Here is a 16,077-nt window from a genome sequence, read left to right on the forward strand (position 1 = left end):
GAGATTTGCCATGAAATTCCGAAGGAAAGCCGCTGTGGCCGCTGCCACGCTGGCAATGGCGGGTCTGGCGGCGCATGCGCAGACGATCCGCATCGCGAACCAGGGCGACGCGCTCTCCATGGACCCGCATTCCTTCGACGAAACGCTGCAACTGAGCGTCACCGGCAACCTGTACGAGCCACTGGTCGGGCGCAACAAGGACATGAGCCTGGCCCCCATGCTGGCTACCCGCTGGAAGCAAACGGCGCCCACCGTATGGCGTTTCGATTTGCGCCGGGGCGTGCAATTCCATGACGGCACCCCCTTTACCGCCGCCGACGTGGTGTTCAGCCTGGCGCGCACCCAGGTCGAAGGCTCGGACATGAAGACCTACAGCAATGAATTCAAGGAGGTGCGCAAGATCGACGACTACACCGTGGAGATCGAGACCAAGGCGCCGTTCCCCATCCTGCCCGACGCGCTCACGCGCGTGTACGTCATGAGCCGGAAATGGTGCGAGGCGAACCAGGCGCTGGGGCCGGTGGACCGCCGCAAGGGCATAGAGAACGCGGCCTCGTTCCGTGCCAACGGCACCGGACCCTTTCGCCTGCGCGAGCGCCAGCCCAGTGTGCGCACCGTGTTCACGCGCAATGGCAGCTACTGGGGCCAGATCGAGGGGAACGCCAGCGAGGTGGTGTACCTGCCCATAGGCAACGAGGCCACCCGGGTTGCGGCCCTGCTCTCGGGGCAGGTGGACGTCATGGAGCCGGTCCCGGTGCAGGACATCGAGCGCGTGAACCGCGGCGCCGACACCCGCGTGGTCACCGGCCCCGAGCTGCGCACGCTTTTCCTGGGAATGGATCAGAAGCGCGACGAACTGCTCTACGCCGACGTGAAGGGAAAAAACCCCTTCAAGGACCGGCGCGTGCGCCAGGCCTTCTACCAGGCGATCGACATCGAGGGCATCAAGCGCAGCGTGATGCGCGGCGCGTCCAACCCGTCGGCGCTGATGGTGGGCCCGGGCGTGAATGGCTTCCAGCCCGACGCCAAACGCCTGCCCTACGACGTGGAAGCGGCGAAGAAACTGATGCTCGAAGCGGGCTACCCGAATGGCTTTGAAGTCGCGATGAACTGCCCGAACGACCGCTACGTGAACGACAGCCGCATCTGCCAGACGGTTGCGGCGAATCTGGCGCGCATCCACGTCAGGATCAAGCTGCAGGCCGAGACCAAGGGCTCGTACTTCCCCAAGATCCTGCGCCGCGACACCAGCTTCTACCTGCTCGGCTGGACGCCGCCGACCTCGGACGCGCACAACGCGCTGAACGCACTGATGCACTGCCCGGACGAGGCCGGCTCCGGCCAGTACAACCTGGGCGCGTACTGCAACCCCAAGCTCGACGAGCTGACGCTCAGGATCCAGTCCGAAAACGACAAGACCCGGCGCAACGCCCTGATCAGGGAAGCGTTCGAACTGCACGCCGCGGACATTGGCCACCTGCCCCTGCACCAGCAGGTGCTGGCCTGGGGTGTGAAGAGGAACGTCCAGCTCGTGCAGATGGCGGACAACACGATGCAGTTCAAATGGATGCGCATCAACCCGTGACCCACCCGCAGCGCCGCGCACGATTGCCGCAATGAAAACAAGCCTTGCCCGCTGGCTGGACAGCGATATCGTCCACAGCTTTCGCAGTTCGCCGGTGGCCATGCTGGCCGCGGCGGTTGCGCTGCTCTGCGTGTTCTGTTCGGTGTTTGCCGGATGGGTCGCGCCGCACAACCCCTTTGACCTGAGCACGCTCGAACTCGGCGATGCGCGGCGCCCCCCCGCCTGGGCCGCAGAGGGTTCGATGAAGTACCTGCTGGGGACCGACGACCAGGGGCGCGACATCCTCTCCGCGCTGATCTACGGCGCGCGCATCTCGCTCATCGTGGGACTCGCTTCGGTGCTGCTGTCGGTGTGCGTCGGCGTGAGCTTCGGGCTGCTCGCCGGCTTTCGCGGCGGCTGGGTGGACGCCGTGCTGATGCGCCTGTGCGACGTGATGCTGTCCTTCCCCGCGATCCTCGTGGCGCTGCTGATTGCCGGCGTCGGCCGGGCCTTGTTTCCCCATGCCCACGAGTCGCTGGCCTTTGGCGTGCTGATCCTGTCCATCTCGCTCACCGGCTGGGTGCAGTACGCGCGCACGGTGCGCGGCTCGACGCTGGTCGAGCGCAACAAGGAATACGTGCAGGCCGCGCGCGTGACCGGCGTCTCCCCGCTGCGCATCATGCGCCGCCACGTGCTGCCCAACGTCCTGGGGCCGGTGCTGGTGCTGGCCACGATACAGGTGGCGACGGCCATCATCACCGAGGCCACGCTGTCCTTTCTGGGCGTCGGCGCGCCGCCCACCTCGCCCTCGCTGGGAACGCTGATCCGCATCGGCAACGACTACCTGTTCTCGGGCGAATGGTGGATTACCGTATTCCCCGGCGCCATGCTGGTGCTCATCGCCCTGTCGGTCAACCTGCTGGGCGACTGGCTGCGTGATGCCCTGAACCCGCGCCTGCGCTGAACAACCGGTGCCCCCATGCCGCTTCTGGAAGTCAAAAACCTCGTCGTCGAATTCCCGGGCCGCCGCGGCACGCTGCGCGCGCTCGACGACATCAGCTTCTCCATCGCCCCCGGCGAAATCCTGGGCGTGGTCGGCGAGTCAGGCGCCGGCAAATCGCTCACGGGCGCGGCCATCATCGGACTGCTGGAGCCGCCGGGCCGGGTGGCGTCGGGCCAGATCCTGCTCGAAGGCCGGCGCATCGACAATCTCGACAACGAGCAGCTGCGCCATATCCGCGGCCGGCGCATCGGCGCGGTCTTCCAGGACCCGCTGACCTCGCTGAACCCGCTGTACACGGTGGGCCGCCAGCTCAGCGAAACCATTTTGACGCACCTGCCCGTGACGCCCGCCGAGGCCCGCCAGCGCGCCATTGCGCTGCTCCAGGACACCGGAATTCCCGCCGCTGCGCAGCGCATCGATCACTACCCGCACCAGTTCTCCGGCGGCATGCGCCAGCGCGTGGTGATTGCGCTGGCGCTGGCCGCCGAGCCGCAACTCATCGTCGCCGACGAGCCGACGACGGCGCTCGACGTGTCGATACAGGCGCAGATCATCACGCTGCTGAAAAACATTTGCCGATCGCGCGGCGCGGCCGTGATGCTGATCACGCACGACATGGGCGTGATCGCCGAGACCTGCGACCAGGTGGCCGTGCTGTACGCCGGCCGTGTGGCCGAGATCGGCCCGGTGCACGAGGTCATCAACCGGCCCGCGCATCCCTATACCAGCGGCCTGATGGCCTCCATCCCGGACATGACGCAGGAGCGCGAGCGCCTGAACCAGATCGACGGCGCCATGCCCCGCCTGAACGCCATTCCCGCAGGCTGCGCGTACAACCCGCGCTGCCCCAGGGCCCATGCGCGCTGCCTGAGCGAGCGCCCCGAGTTGCTGCCCGCCGGCGCCACCCGCGCCGCCTGCTGGCTGCACGCCGGCGCCACGCAAGCGCAGGAGGCCGCATGAGCGCCGCCGCTCCCGCCGCCGGCGCCGCTGCCAATGACCCGGGCAACGCCGCCCCGCCCCTCGTGCAGGCGCACGACCTGGCGAAGACCTTCGACGTCTCCGCCCCCTGGCTGAACCGCGTGCTCGAGCGCCGGCCGCGCACGCTGCTGCACGCGGTAGACGGCGTGGACTTCGGCATCGAGAGGGGCAAGACGCTGGCGCTGGTGGGCGAGTCCGGCTGCGGCAAGAGCACGGTCGCCCGCCTGCTCGTGGGCCTGTACCCGCCCACGCGCGGCGGCTTCGTGTTCGACGGCCAGGACGCGCACGCCGCGTTCCAGGGCCGCGGCGCGCGCGCCATGCGGCGGCGCATCCAGATGATCTTCCAGGACCCCTACGCGAGCCTGAACCCGCGCTGGCAGGTGGCAGACATCGTCGGCGAGCCGTTGCACGAGCATGGGCTGGTGACGGACAAGGCCGCCCTCGCGCAGCGCGTGGGCGAACTGCTCGGGTCCGTGGGCCTGTCGCCGCAGGACATGGCGAAGTACCCGCACCAGTTCTCGGGCGGCCAGCGCCAGCGCATCTCGATCGCGCGGGCGCTGGCCACCGAGCCCGAGTTCCTGGTCTGCGACGAGCCCACCTCGGCGCTCGACGTGTCGGTGCAGGCGCAGGTGCTGAACATCATGAAGGACCTGCAGCGCCAGCGGCAGCTGACCTATCTGTTCATCAGCCACAACTTGGCCGTGGTGCGCCATGTGAGCGACCAAGTGGGCGTGATGTACCTGGGCCGTCTGGTGGAGCTCGCGGACAAGCGCCAGCTGTTCGACGCGCCGCGCCACCCCTACACGCGCATGCTGCTCGACGCCATCCCGAAGATGCACGACACGGGCCGCCCGCGCACGCCGGTGCAGGGCGAGGTGCCGAACCCGTTGAACCCGCCGCCGGGCTGCGCCTTCAACCCGCGCTGCCCGCATGCGAATGCGCGCTGCCGCGCCGAGCGGCCGCAGCTCCAGAGCCTGGGCGGCATACGGATCGCCTGCCATGCGGTGCAGGAGGGGCGGGTTTGAATTCCCGCCCGTGCGCGGCGTGCGCGCCGACGCATGCGCGCAGCGCCGGATTCTTCACCCTGGTGAAAACGAGTATGCGCAGGGGCTCCCGCAAGCCGCATGATGGCCATCTCGGAGGCACGCGGATGAGAGCCGTCCAGATCGATCACTTCACTTTGCGGGTTGCTGCAGACAGCTTGCCCGTTCTGCTGGATTTCTACTCGCGGGTCCTGCGCTTGCGCGAGGGAGACCGGCCACCGTTCCCGTTTCCCGGGCACTGGCTGTACGCCGACGCGCAGGCGCTCGTGCACCTGGCCGGGAATGCGCCCGACGGCGAGCCTGCACCAGCGGATGCGTTGCCCACGGGCAAGCTGAACCACGTCTCGCTGCGCACCTGCGGCCTGAAGAGCGCACGCGAACACCTCGCGGCGCAGGGCGTCGATTGGCAGGAGGCATCGGTGCCGGGCGTTGCGCTGCACCAGCTTTTCTTGCGCGACCCCGTGGGACTCAGGATCGAGCTCACTTTCGACGCCGCCGAGCTCGCGCTGGCCGGCCCCTCGACCCGAGCGGTGGCGTACTGATGTCCGCGCCCTGCGCCCGTGTGGGCTTCGCGCTCGGCCCGGCCGGTACGCCGCAGCCGGCGCTGACCCGGCGACCGGGGACAAGCGCATGAAAAGGCGTGGCCTGCTGCAAGGCGTCGCAGCCGGCGCGGCGCTCGGGCCCTGGGTCCACACGGTGGCGCAGGACCGCTACGCCAAGTACCGGGGCCAGACCCTCGTCGTCAACTACCCGGCGCACCCGCACTACGACCAAGCCGAGAAGCTGTTCGCCGAGTTCAGTGCCACGACCGGAATCCGGGTCGAGCGCGACAAGATGCAGTACCTGCGCATGAAGGACAAGCAGGTGCTCGAAATGGGCAAGAAGGGCCATGGCGACTACGACGTGATCGTCTACGTGGTGATGTGGAAGACCGAGTACGTGAAGAAGAACCTGCTGGAGTCGCTGGAGCCGTACTTCGGCAACAAGGCGCTCGCCGATCCCGCCTGGGACCAGAACGACATCATCACCAGGTATTGGGAGACGAACGCCCTGGTGGGCGGCCCGAAGACGTACCTGCCCGGACCCGGCGCGCGGCCCTACGGCATTCCGTTCGGCGCGGAGACCGGCGTTCTGGCCTACCGCGCCGACATCCTGGAAAAGCACGGGATCGCGGTGCCCAAGACCTACGACGAGTTGCTCCGGGCCTGCCACACCATCAGGGACCGGGAGGGCATCGGCGGCCTGACCTCGCGCGGGCAGACCGGCCATCAGGTCACTGCGGCCTGGCTGCTGCATCTGACGCCGCATGGCGGTGCGGTGTTCGACGGCAACTGGCGCGCGGCCTTCAACAACGCGCAGGGCGTGCGCGCGGCGCAAGTGCTCCGGGAGATCGTCGAGACCGGGCCGGCCGGAATCCCGAGCTATGGTTTCGGCGAGATGCAGAACGCGTTCCTGCAGGGACAGGCGGCGATGTACCTCGATTCGGTTTCGGTATTCGGCCCGGTGCGGGACCCGGCGAAGAGCAAGATCGTCGGCAAGGTCGGCTACGCGGTGCATCCGAAGGGCACGCAGCATTCGGCCCAAAGCGGCGGATTCGCGCTGGCGATCCCCCGGAACGCGCGCAACAAGGACGCCGCCTTCCTCTTCATGCAGTGGATGACCAGCAAGCAGGCGGACCTGAAGATCGGTCTGGCCGGCGGCAACATCAACCGCTGGAGCACGGTGGACAACGCCGACGTCGGCAAGAAGTACGCCATCGAGATACCCGCCCTGCGCGCGGCACTGAAGATCACCAACCCCGATTGGCGGCCGTTGATCCCCGAGTGGGACCACATCAGCCAGCAGATCCTCGGCCAGGCCCTGTCCGACGTGATTGCCGGGAGCCGGCCCGCAAAGCAGGCGCTCGACGCGGTCGTGAAGAACGCCGAGGACGTGCTGCGCAAGGGCGGGTGGATCAGGAACTGACGCGCAAACCCCGCAAACCCCGATGACCCCGGCAGCACGCATGGCGCGTTTGACGCCGTATGCCTACATCCTGCCTGCGCTGCTCGTCATGCTCGCGGGGCTGGTGTACCCGATCGCCAACGCGGTGCGGCTCAGTTTCTACGACTGGCCGATGGGGACGGATTTCGATACCGCACGCTTCGTCGGGATCGAGGCCTTCGTCCAGATGCTCGAGTCCCCGCAGGTCTGGACCTCCATGGGAGTCACCCTGGCCTTCGTGTTCATCGCCGTCACGGCAGAGCTGCTGCTCGGCGTGGCGCTCGCGCTCTTCCTCGAAAAACCGGTCCGCGGGATGCGCTTTTTCCGCTCCCTCTTCGTTTTGCCGATGATGATCGCGCCGATCTGCGTCGGCCTGATCTGGCGCTACCTGTTCGACGCCAACTTCGGCCCCATCAACCAGGCGCTCGCGTGGGTCGGCATCGCGCCGCAGGCATGGCTCGCCAGCCCGGCGCTGGCCTTCGGCGCGATGGTGCTCACCGACGTCTGGCAGTGGACGCCCTTCGTGCTGATCATGGTGCTCGCCGGCCTGCAGGGGCTCGACGAGAGCGTGCTCGATGCAGCGCGCATGGACGGCGCCAACGGGTGGCAGCAAATCGTGCGCGTGAAGCTCCCGATCGTCCAGCCGATCCTCATCGTGACGCTGCTGGCGCGCATGATCGACGGCTTCCGCAGCCTGGAGGTGATCTACGTCATGACCTTTGGCGGCCCGGGCCTGAGCACGGAACTGTTCTCGCTGCACATCTTCAAGGCGGCATTCATCAGCCAGAAGCTGGGCTACTCGGCCGCGCTGTCGATCCTGCTGTTGGTCATCGTGTCGGCGCTGTCGCTTGCGATCCTGCTGATCTCCAACCCCCTCAAGGCCGCGTCCCGTCGATGACCCACGCCGAAGCCACGCCGCGCGGCTCGCCGCTGCACTACACGATCCTGACGCTGCTGGCCGCTGCCTGCCTGCTGCCGATGCTGATCATGGCGTTGACCTCGGTGAAGACCGAGGCGCAGATATTCGACACGCGGTGGTCCTGGCTGTTTGCGCCGACCCTGGAGAACTACCGCGCGGTGATCCAGGACCAGCACATCGACCGCTACATGCTCAACAGCCTGAAGGTCTCGCTTTGCGCGACGCTCATCACGCTGACGCTGGGCAGCATGTGCGCCTACGCGATGGCGCGTTTCCGCTTCCTGGGCCGCGCACCGCTGAGCTATTCGACGCTGATCCTGCGCACCCTGCCGCCGGCCGTGCTCGCGGTGCCCGTGTTCGTCATCTGGTCGGACTGGGGCATCGGGGACACGCTCTCGGGCGTGGTGCTGGTGTACGTGGCATTGAATCTTCCGTTCACCATCTGGCTGCTCTACGGCTTCATCGACCAGGTGCCGGTGGAACTCGAGGAGGCCGCAGCCATCGACGGTTGCGGTCCCTTCAAGGTGTTCTACAAGATCGTTCTGCCGCTGCTGCGGCCGGGACTGGCCGCAGCAGCGATCTTCACCTTCCGGCTCGCGTGGAACGAGTTCATCCTGGGCTTCATCCTGACCAACCGGATCACGCGCACATTGCCCGCGTCGATCTCCAACTACATCACCGACACCGGTGTGGAGTGGGGAAGGATCATGGCCGCGGGCGTGCTCATCGCGCTGCCGCCACTGATCTTCACTTTCGTTGCGGCCAAGCAAATCATCACCGGCCTGACCGCTGGTTCCGTCAAGGGCTGAGGCCCGTAGCAAGCAAGGATATCGAGCATGGACCGACAAGCGTTGATTGACTCGTCCGTCGGGACCGGCTTCGGACCCGACGGCATGGCGCTCCAGGCCGGAGCCTGCGCGCGCATCCCGGGAGAATCTGTGCGTCCCGTGGTGAAGAAAGTCGGAATCATCGGCCTGGGCGCGATGGGCGCCGGCATCGCGCGGACACTGCGCGCCAACGGCTACGAGGTGCATGCGTGCGACCTGCGGCCGGGCGCGGCGGCGGCCTTCGCCGCGCAGGGCGGCGTCGCCTGCGGCACCCCGGCCGAAGTCGCAGCGGCCTGCGAGGTGCTGGTGAGCGTCGTCGTTGACGCGGCGCAGACCGAGTCCGTGCTGTTCGGCGCAGGCGGTGCCGCCGCGGCGATGAAGCCCGAGAGCACCTTCATCATGTGCTCCACGGTGGATCCGAACTGGTCGGTCGCGCTCGAGGAGCGCTTGGGCCAGGTCGGCATTCACTACATCGACGCGCCGATCTCCGGCGGCGCCGCCAAGGCCGCTGCCGGGCAAATGACGGTGATGTCGTCAGCCAGGCCGCAAGCCTATGCGCGCGCGGGCGCGGTGCTCGAGGCCATGGCCGGCAAGGTCTACCGCCTGGGCGAGCGCGCGGGCGTGGGCAGCCAGGTGAAGATCATCAACCAGCTGCTGGCCGGCGTGCACATCGCGGCGGCTGCCGAGGCGATGGCGCTGGGCCTGCGCGCGGGGGTTGACGCCGCAGCGCTCTACGAGGTGATCACGCACAGCGCCGGAAACAGCTGGATGTTCGAGAACCGCATGGCGCACGTGCTCGCGGCCGACTACACGCCGCTCTCGGCGGTAGACATCTTCGTCAAGGATTTGGGTCTGGTGCTCGACACGGCGCGCGCCAGCAAGTTTCCGTTGCCGCTGGCCTCGACGGCGCACCAGATGTTCATGCAGGCGTCTACGGCGGGCTTCGCGAAGGAGGACGACAGTGCGGTGATCAAGATCTTTCCGGGGATCGAACTGCCGAAGGCACAGGCTACGGACGCGGGCAATTTTTCGGGCACCGTGCCAACCGGCCCCGATGCCTGATCAAGCCATGGGCCTGCGACTCGGCTGCATCGCCGACGATTTCACCGGCGCCACCGACTTGGCGAACAACTTGGTGCGCGCCGGCATGCGCGTGGTGCAGGTCATGGGCGTACCCGAGGAGTCGCTCGCCGCCGAGGGGGACGCGGTGGTCGTGGCGCTCAAGTCGCGCACCAGCGCGCCGCAGCATGCCATCGGGCAGTCGCTGGCCGCGCTGCGCTGGTTGCAGGCGCAAGGCGCGCAGCAGATTTACTTCAAGTACTGCTCCACCTTCGACAGCACGCCGCAAGGCAATATCGGCCCGGTCACCGAGGCGCTGATGGACGCCCTGCAAACCGAATTCACCATCGCCACGCCGGCCTTCCCCGACACCGCGCGCACGGTGTTCAAGGGCCATCTCTTCGTCGGCGACGTGATGCTCAGCGAGAGTGGCATGCAGGACCATCCGCTCACGCCGATGGGCGACGCCAACCTCGTGCGCGTGATGCAGGCGCAGACGCGGCGCAAGGTGGGGCTGATCGACTACCTTGCGGTCGCGCAGGGCAGCACGGCGATCCGCGAACGCATCGCGCAACTGCGCGCGCAAGGCGTGGGCGTGGCGATCGTCGATGCCGTGACGAACGACGATCTGCTGCGGCTCGGCCCGGCGCTCGCCGGCATGCCGCTGGTCACGGCGAGTTCCGGCGTGGCGATCGGCCTGCCGGCCAACTTCGGCCTTGCGCCCTCGCCAACCGCGAGCGCACTGCCGCCGGCGGCGGGGTTGCAGGCGGTGGTATCGGGCAGTTGCTCGGTGGCGACGAACCGGCAGGTGCAGTCCTTCATCGACGCCGGCCACGCGGCCCTTGCGCTGGACCCGCTGCAGTTCATGCATGGCGCAGACCCCGTCGCGCAGGCCATGGCCTGGGCCGCACCGCGGCTCGCCGACGGTCCGGTGCTGGTCTATTCGACGAGCGAACCCGCGGCCGTGAAGGCCGTGCAGGCGCAGCTCGGCGTGGACGCGGCGGGCGCCATGGTGGAGCGCGTACTCGCGGCGATCGCCTGCGCGCTGGTGGCGCAGGGCGTGCGCCAGCTGGTCGTCGCTGGCGGCGAGACGTCCGGCGCCTGCGTCCAGGCGCTGGGCATCACGCAGTTGCAGATCGGCGCGCAGATCGACCCCGGCGTCCCGTGGTGCCACAGCGCAGCCCGTGCTGCGCCGCTGCACATTGCGCTGAAGTCCGGAAACTTCGGCAGCACGGACTTCTTCCTCAAGGCGTTCAGGGCGCTCTCATGAACGAAGGCCCGGCGTGCGACAAGAGCTGCTGCGTTCGCCCGGAGGCTGGACTGCTGCCGGCATTCCCACTTTATTTTTGGAAGACAGGCCATGCCCCGCTTTGCCGCCAACCTCTCGATGCTCTACCCGGAGCTCGATTTCCTCGATCGGTTCGAGGCCGCCGCGCGCGACGGCTTTCGCGCGGTCGAATACCTCTTCCCCTATGCGTATCCTGCGCTCGAACTCGCTGCGCGGCTCCGGGCCAACGGCCTGCAGCAAGTGCTCTTCAACGCGCCGCCGGGGAATCCGGACGGGAGTGAGCGCGGCCTGGCAAGCCTGCCCGGGCGCGAGGCCGAGTTCCGCGCAGGCATCGTGCGCGCGCTCGACTACGCGCAGGCACTTGACTGCCCGCGCATCCATGTGATGGCCGGTCTGGTGGCGCATGGCAGCGCGCGCGACGCGGTGCAAGCGATCTACGTGCAAAACCTGCGCTGGGCCGCGGCCGAGGCCGCGAAGTCGGGCCGCGACCTGCTGCTCGAGCCGATCAACACGCGCGACGTCCCGCGCTTCTTCCTGAACCGCCAGGACCACGCGCACGCCATCATTGAACTGGTTGGCGCAGCCAACCTGAAGGTGCAGATGGACCTGTACCACTGCCAGATCGTCGAGGGCGACGTGGCGACGAAGATCCGCAAATACTTGCCCAGCGGGCGCGTCGGTCACTTGCAGATTGCCGGTGTTCCCGAACGGCATGAGCCAGACGTCGGGGAGTTGAACCACGCCTATCTCTTCGCCGTGATCGACGAGGTGGCGGCGCAGTGCGGCTGGGACGGCTGGATCGGCTGCGAGTACCGCCCGCGGCAGGCGGCGGCCGGGGGCACCTCGGCCGGTCTGGATTGGCTCCGTTCAGGCAACTTCCAGGACCCGCCAGCGCGCAGGCCCGGAGCATGAATCTTCAGGACAGCGGGCCGTGCCCGTTCCGCGGAGCCCCCGCGCGACCCGTCACAGGGGCGTGACGTAGGCCGAGCTGATTCCGCCATCGACGAGAAAGGTCGAGCCGGTGATGAACGATGCGTCGTCGCTCGCGAGGAAGGCGACGGCGGCGGCGATTTCATCGGGTTCGGCAAAGCGCCCCACGGGAATGTGCACGAGCCGCCGCTGCGCGCGCTCCGGGTCCTTGGCAAAGAGTTCCTGCAGGAGCGGCGTGTTCACCGGCCCCGGGCACAGGGCGTTCACCCGGACGCCTTGCCGGGCGAACTGCACGCCCAGCTCGCGGCTCATGGCGAGCACGCCGCCCTTGGACGCGGTGTACGAGATCTGCGAAGTCGCCGAGCCCAGCACGGCGACGAAGGAGGCGGTGTTGATGATCGATCCGCGCCGCTGCGCGAGCATGTGGCGCAGTGCGGCGCGCGAGCAGAGGTACACCGACTTCAGGTTGACGTCCTGAACCTTCTGCCATGCGGGCAGTTCGGTGGTCTCGATGGAGTCGTCGTCGGGCGGCGAAATGCCCGCGTTGTTGAACGCGATGTCGACCGATCCGTACGCGCGGGCGGCTTCGTCGAAGAGGTGGTCGACCTCGGCTTCGTCCGTGACGTTGACGCGCACGAAGAGTCCGTCCACGAGGCTGGCCGCGGCCTGCCCTGCGGCCGCGTCCATGTCGCCGATGACGACACGGGCGCCTTCGGCGGCGAGCCGTTTGGCGCTCGCAAGGCCAATTCCCGAAGCGCCGCCGGTGATGACGGCAACCCGGCCGCCGAGACGCTGTGTGAGGTGGATGCGGGGGACGCTCATGGTGCTCCTTGTTGGGGGTTAGTGTTTTGCGGAATACGGGTCAACGGCGATGAATACGTTCTTGGTCTCGGTGAAGGCCAGGGGCGCGTCGGGCCCGAGCTCGCGTCCGAGCCCCGATTGTTTGAAGCCGCCAAACGGGGTGGCGTAGCGCACCGAGGAGTGCGAGTTCACCGAGAGGTTTCCCGAATCGATGGCGCGGGCGACACGGATTGCGCGGCTGAGGTCGCGCGTCCAGATCGATCCCGACAGGCCGTAGGGGCTCGCGTTGGCGAACGCGATGGCGTCGGCTTCGTCGTCGAACGGAAACACCGAGACGACGGGGCCGAAGATTTCCTCGCGCGCGGCGCGCGCGTTGCGTGCGGGGGTCAGGACGGTGGGCGGGTACCAGTGCCCCGGGCCCGTGGGGGCGGTACCGCGGAACGCGACGTCGGCGTCGTGCGGGACGAAGGCGGCCACCCGGTCCCGGTGGCTCGCGGTCACGAGGGGGCCCATCTCGGTGCTCTCTGCCGCCGGGTCACCGACCACCACCCCGCGCACCGCGGGTTCGAGCAGGGCCATGAAGCGCTGGTACACGCTGCGCTCGACGAGGATGCGGCTGCGCGCGCAGCAGTCCTGCCCGGCATTTTCAAAGACTCCGTAGGGGGCGGTGGCGGCGGCCTTCTCCAGGTCGCAGTCCGCGAAAACGATGTTCGCGGACTTTCCCCCGAGTTCCAGGGTCACCCGGGTGATCTGCTTCGCGCAGCCCGCCATGATGCGGGCGCCGACCTCGGTGGACCCGGTGAACACGATTTTGCGCACCGTTTCGTTGTCCACGAAGCGTTCCCCCACGACCGATCCCTTGCCCGGCAGCACCTGGAACAGGCCCTCGGGAAGCCCCGCCGCGAGGCCGAGCTCGGCGAGCCGGATGCTCGTCAACGGCGTCCACTCGGCGGGCTTGAGCACGACGGCGTTCCCCGCCGCGAGGGCGGGTGCAAACCCCCATGCCGCGATCGGCATGGGAAAGTTCCACGGGGTGATGACGCCGACGACACCGAGGGGTTCGGCAAAGGTGATGTCCAGCCCGCCGGCCACGGGAATCTGCCGCCCGAACAGGCGCTCCGGGGTCGCGGAGTAATACGCGAGAACGTCGCGGACGTGGCCTGCCTCCCACCGGGCCTGGGTGATGGGGTGGCCCGCGTTGCGCACCTCCAGCCCCGCGAGTTCCTCGCGCGCGCCATCCACTGCATCGGCGAATCGGCGCAGCAACAGGGCCCGGTCCGCGGGCGCGCGCGCGGACCAGTCGCGCTGCGCACGCGCGGCGCGCGCGATGGCCGCGTCCGTTGCGTGGATCGTCGTGGCCTCGACCGTGGCGACGATGCTCTCGTCGGCGGGGTTGATGATGGTGTAGCTCATGCGCCGTGTCCTGCGGGTTCTTCGTTGCGGGCGTGCCGGGCCGTGCGGTACGCGCGCGCTGCACGCACCAGTCCGGCAAAGATGCGCCGATCTTCGGCGTTTTCTTCGGGATGCCACTGCACCCCGATGCAAAAGCGCATGCGCGCGCATTCGACCGCCTCGATGACCCCGTCCGCAGTGACCGCGGTGACCCGCAGCCCGCCCGCGACGGTGTCCACGGCCTGGTGGTGGTACACCGGGACGGCCATTCCTTTTTCGGGGTTGCCGAAGATCGCGGCAAGGGCCGAGTCCGGCTCCAGCGTGACCGTGGCGCGGCCAAACTGACCCGCACCGGGTTGGTACGCATCGGAGCCGATGCGATCGGGCAGGTGCTGCACGAGGGTGCCGCCGAGGGTGACGTTGAGCAATTGCATGCCCCGGCAAATGCCGAGCAGGGGGAGGTCCATGGCGCGCGCTGCCCGAATCAGCTGCGCCTCCCACTCGTCGCGCTCGGTCCGTGGGGTCGTCGTGCGTTCGTGGGACCGCTGCCCGTAGCGGGCCGGGTCCACGTCGGCGCCCCCCGTGACGATGAGCCCGTCGAGCGGCGCGAGCACCGCGCGGGCAATCTGCGCGGTGACGGGCTGTGGCGGCAGCAGGAGCGCGATGGCGCCGGCGTCGGTGACGGCATCGAGATAGACCTTGGGCAGGAACGATGCACGCACGTCCCAGACCCCGGTCTGGGCCTGCTCAAGGTACGTCGTCACGCCGATGAGCGGCGCAGGGGATGCCGTTGCGTGGCTCTCAGAGCCGTTCGAAACCACGGATTCGTTCCCAATCGGTGATGGCCGCCCCGAACGCGGCGAGTTCCACCCGGGCGGCGTTGAGGTAGTGCGCAACGACCGCGTCGCCGAATGCCTCCCGGGCGACTGCCGAGTGCTCGAACAGCGCTGCGGCTTCGTCCAGGGACGCGGGAACCCGCGGCACGTCGCCCTTGTACGCGTTGCCCGTGAACGCGTCCCCGAGTTCGAGCCCGTGGTCGATGCCGTACAGGCCGGCGGCGATGAACGCAGCGACGGCGAGGTACTGGTTCACGTCCCCGCCGGGCAGCCGATTCTCTACGCGCATCCCCGAACCCTGACCGACCACCCGGTACGCGCAGGTGCGGTTGTCGAATCCCCACACCAGGGCGGTGGGTGCGAACGATCCGGGAACGTAGCGCTTGTACGAGTTGACGTTCGGCGCCTGAAACAGGGTGAGTTCGCGCATCACGGCAAGCTGCCCCGCGAGAAACTGCCGAAACAGGGTGGACATGCCGTGCGCTGCATTCTGATCGGCGAAGACGGCTTTGCCGGCCGTGTCCCGCAGGCTGATGTGGATGTGGCAGCTATTGCCTTCGCGCGCGTTGAACTTCGCCATGAACGTGAGGGATTTTCCGTGCTTGAAGGCAATTTCTTTCGCGCCGTTCTTGTACACCGAGTGGTTGTCGCACGTGGTGAGCGCGTTGGCGTAGCGAAAGCCGATTTCCTGTTGACCCAGATTGCACTCGCCCTTCACCCCCTCGCAGTACATGCCCGCGCCGTCCATGGAATTGCGGATGTCGCGCAGCAGCGGCTCCATGCGCGACGACGCGAGCAGCGCGTAATCGATGTTGTAGTCGCTCGCCGGAGTGAGGTCACGGTAGCCCTTGCGCCACGCTTCGCGGTAGCTGTCGTCGAACACGAGAAACTCCAGCTCGGTTCCGACCAGCGCCGTGAGACCGCGTTCCGCGAGGCGCTCCAACTGGCGCTGCAGGATGCGCCGTGGCGCCTGCTCGACGGGCGAGTCGTCCATCCAGCGCAGGTCGGCCGTGACGAGCGCCGTTGCCTCAAGCCAGGGCAGCATGCGCAGCGTCGCAAAGTCAGGGATGAGCGCCATGTCGCCGTAGCCGCGATCCCAGCTCGCCATGGCAAAGCCGTCCACCGGGTTGTTTTCGACGTCCACCGCGAGGAGGTAGTTGCACGCCTCGGCGCCGTGCGCGGCAATGTTGTCAAGAAACAACCGTGCCGAAATGCGTTTCCCGACGAGGCGCCCCTGCATGTCCGTAAAGGCCAGGATGACGGTGTCCACGTGCAGCCCGGCGACGGCTGAGCGCAGGCCCTCGAGACTAAGGTATCCGGCGGGTGAATTCGTCTCCATGAGAGCCTCGCGGTGTGGGTGTCGCGGTGGGGCCCGGCGCGGCGGGCGGGCGACGGTGGAACTGATCTTGGCGTCCGGTGATTACAGCACAAAAGAAACGAACGAAACCGTGGGT

At 68.0% G+C, this 16,077-nt stretch carries 15 protein-coding genes; 11 read left to right on the top strand and 4 right to left on the bottom strand.

Annotated elements, in window-relative coordinates; genetic code table 11:
- The first annotated feature begins 10 nt into the window (after positions 1–10).
- The 11 genes from D5041_RS06340 to otnI all read left to right on the top strand — a co-directional run bounded on the left by D5041_RS06340 (position 11) and on the right by otnI (position 11,576).
- Entirely contained in the window at positions 11–1,585 is a 1,575-nt protein-coding gene (locus D5041_RS06340; RefSeq protein WP_265284125.1) for an ABC transporter substrate-binding protein, read from the top strand.
- A 31-nt stretch (positions 1,586–1,616) separates the two neighbouring features.
- Positions 1,617–2,528 carry an ABC transporter permease gene (locus D5041_RS06345; protein WP_265257947.1) on the top strand — a complete coding sequence of 304 codons (912 nt, stop codon included), beginning with the start codon at positions 1,617–1,619 and terminating at the stop codon, positions 2,526–2,528.
- 15 nt (positions 2,529–2,543) lie between these two features.
- Entirely contained in the window at positions 2,544–3,527 is a 984-nt protein-coding gene (locus D5041_RS06350) for an ABC transporter ATP-binding protein (RefSeq protein WP_010105752.1), read from the top strand.
- Entirely contained in the window at positions 3,524–4,570 is a 1,047-nt protein-coding gene (locus D5041_RS06355) for an ABC transporter ATP-binding protein (protein ID WP_265284126.1), read from the top strand. The genes D5041_RS06350 and D5041_RS06355 overlap by 4 nt, the downstream gene beginning before the upstream one ends.
- Positions 4,571–4,746: 176 nt before the next feature.
- Positions 4,747–5,130, top strand: coding sequence for a VOC family protein (locus D5041_RS06360; protein WP_265284127.1), 384 nt, complete (start codon positions 4,747–4,749; stop codon positions 5,128–5,130).
- An 88-nt stretch (positions 5,131–5,218) separates the two neighbouring features.
- Entirely contained in the window at positions 5,219–6,553 is a 1,335-nt protein-coding gene (locus D5041_RS06365; protein WP_265284128.1) for an ABC transporter substrate-binding protein, read from the top strand.
- A gap of 22 nt (positions 6,554–6,575) precedes the next feature.
- The gene (locus D5041_RS06370; RefSeq protein ID WP_265284129.1) at positions 6,576–7,469 is read left to right on the top strand and encodes a carbohydrate ABC transporter permease; all 894 of its coding nucleotides are present in this window, start codon (positions 6,576–6,578) and stop codon (positions 7,467–7,469) included.
- Positions 7,466–8,299 carry a carbohydrate ABC transporter permease gene (locus D5041_RS06375; RefSeq protein WP_265284130.1) on the top strand — a complete coding sequence of 278 codons (834 nt, stop codon included), beginning with the start codon at positions 7,466–7,468 and terminating at the stop codon, positions 8,297–8,299. The genes D5041_RS06370 and D5041_RS06375 overlap by 4 nt, the downstream gene beginning before the upstream one ends.
- Positions 8,300–8,383: 84 nt before the next feature.
- A complete protein-coding gene (gene ltnD / locus D5041_RS06380; RefSeq protein WP_265284390.1) occupies positions 8,384–9,379 on the top strand; it encodes an L-threonate dehydrogenase in 996 nt (331 codons plus the stop codon).
- A gap of 7 nt (positions 9,380–9,386) precedes the next feature.
- Positions 9,387–10,646 carry a 3-oxo-tetronate kinase gene (gene otnK / locus D5041_RS06385; RefSeq protein WP_265284391.1) on the top strand — a complete coding sequence of 420 codons (1,260 nt, stop codon included), beginning with the start codon at positions 9,387–9,389 and terminating at the stop codon, positions 10,644–10,646.
- A 90-nt stretch (positions 10,647–10,736) separates the two neighbouring features.
- Complete coding sequence (gene otnI / locus D5041_RS06390; RefSeq protein WP_265284131.1) at positions 10,737–11,576, top strand: 2-oxo-tetronate isomerase; 840 nt, start codon at positions 10,737–10,739, stop codon at positions 11,574–11,576.
- 51 nt (positions 11,577–11,627) lie between these two features.
- Here the strand turns inward: otnI and D5041_RS06395 are convergent, their stop codons facing one another.
- Genes D5041_RS06395 through D5041_RS06410 form a run of 4 tightly spaced genes read right to left on the bottom strand, consistent with a single transcriptional unit; the run spans position 11,628 to position 15,962 of the window.
- Positions 11,628–12,416, bottom strand: coding sequence for a 3-oxoacyl-ACP reductase (locus D5041_RS06395; RefSeq protein ID WP_265284132.1), 789 nt, complete (start codon positions 12,414–12,416; stop codon positions 11,628–11,630).
- An 18-nt stretch (positions 12,417–12,434) separates the two neighbouring features.
- Positions 12,435–13,808 carry an aldehyde dehydrogenase family protein gene (locus D5041_RS06400; RefSeq protein ID WP_265284133.1) on the bottom strand — a complete coding sequence of 458 codons (1,374 nt, stop codon included), beginning with the start codon at positions 13,806–13,808 and terminating at the stop codon, positions 12,435–12,437.
- Positions 13,805–14,608, bottom strand: a complete 804-nt coding sequence (locus D5041_RS06405; protein ID WP_265284134.1) for a gamma-glutamyl-gamma-aminobutyrate hydrolase family protein — start codon at positions 14,606–14,608, stop codon at positions 13,805–13,807. Before D5041_RS06405 ends, D5041_RS06400 begins: the two co-directional genes overlap by 4 nt.
- Positions 14,589–15,962: a glutamine synthetase family protein gene (locus tag D5041_RS06410; RefSeq protein ID WP_265257939.1), complete on the bottom strand. Its 1,374-nt coding sequence runs from the start codon at positions 15,960–15,962 to the stop codon at positions 14,589–14,591. The genes D5041_RS06405 and D5041_RS06410 overlap by 20 nt, the downstream gene beginning before the upstream one ends.
- Between the last annotated feature and the right edge of the window lie 115 nt (positions 15,963–16,077).

It is taken from the genome of Verminephrobacter aporrectodeae subsp. tuberculatae (genome assembly GCF_026127385.1).
GTDB lineage: Bacteria > Pseudomonadota > Gammaproteobacteria > Burkholderiales > Burkholderiaceae_C > Acidovorax > Acidovorax aporrectodeae.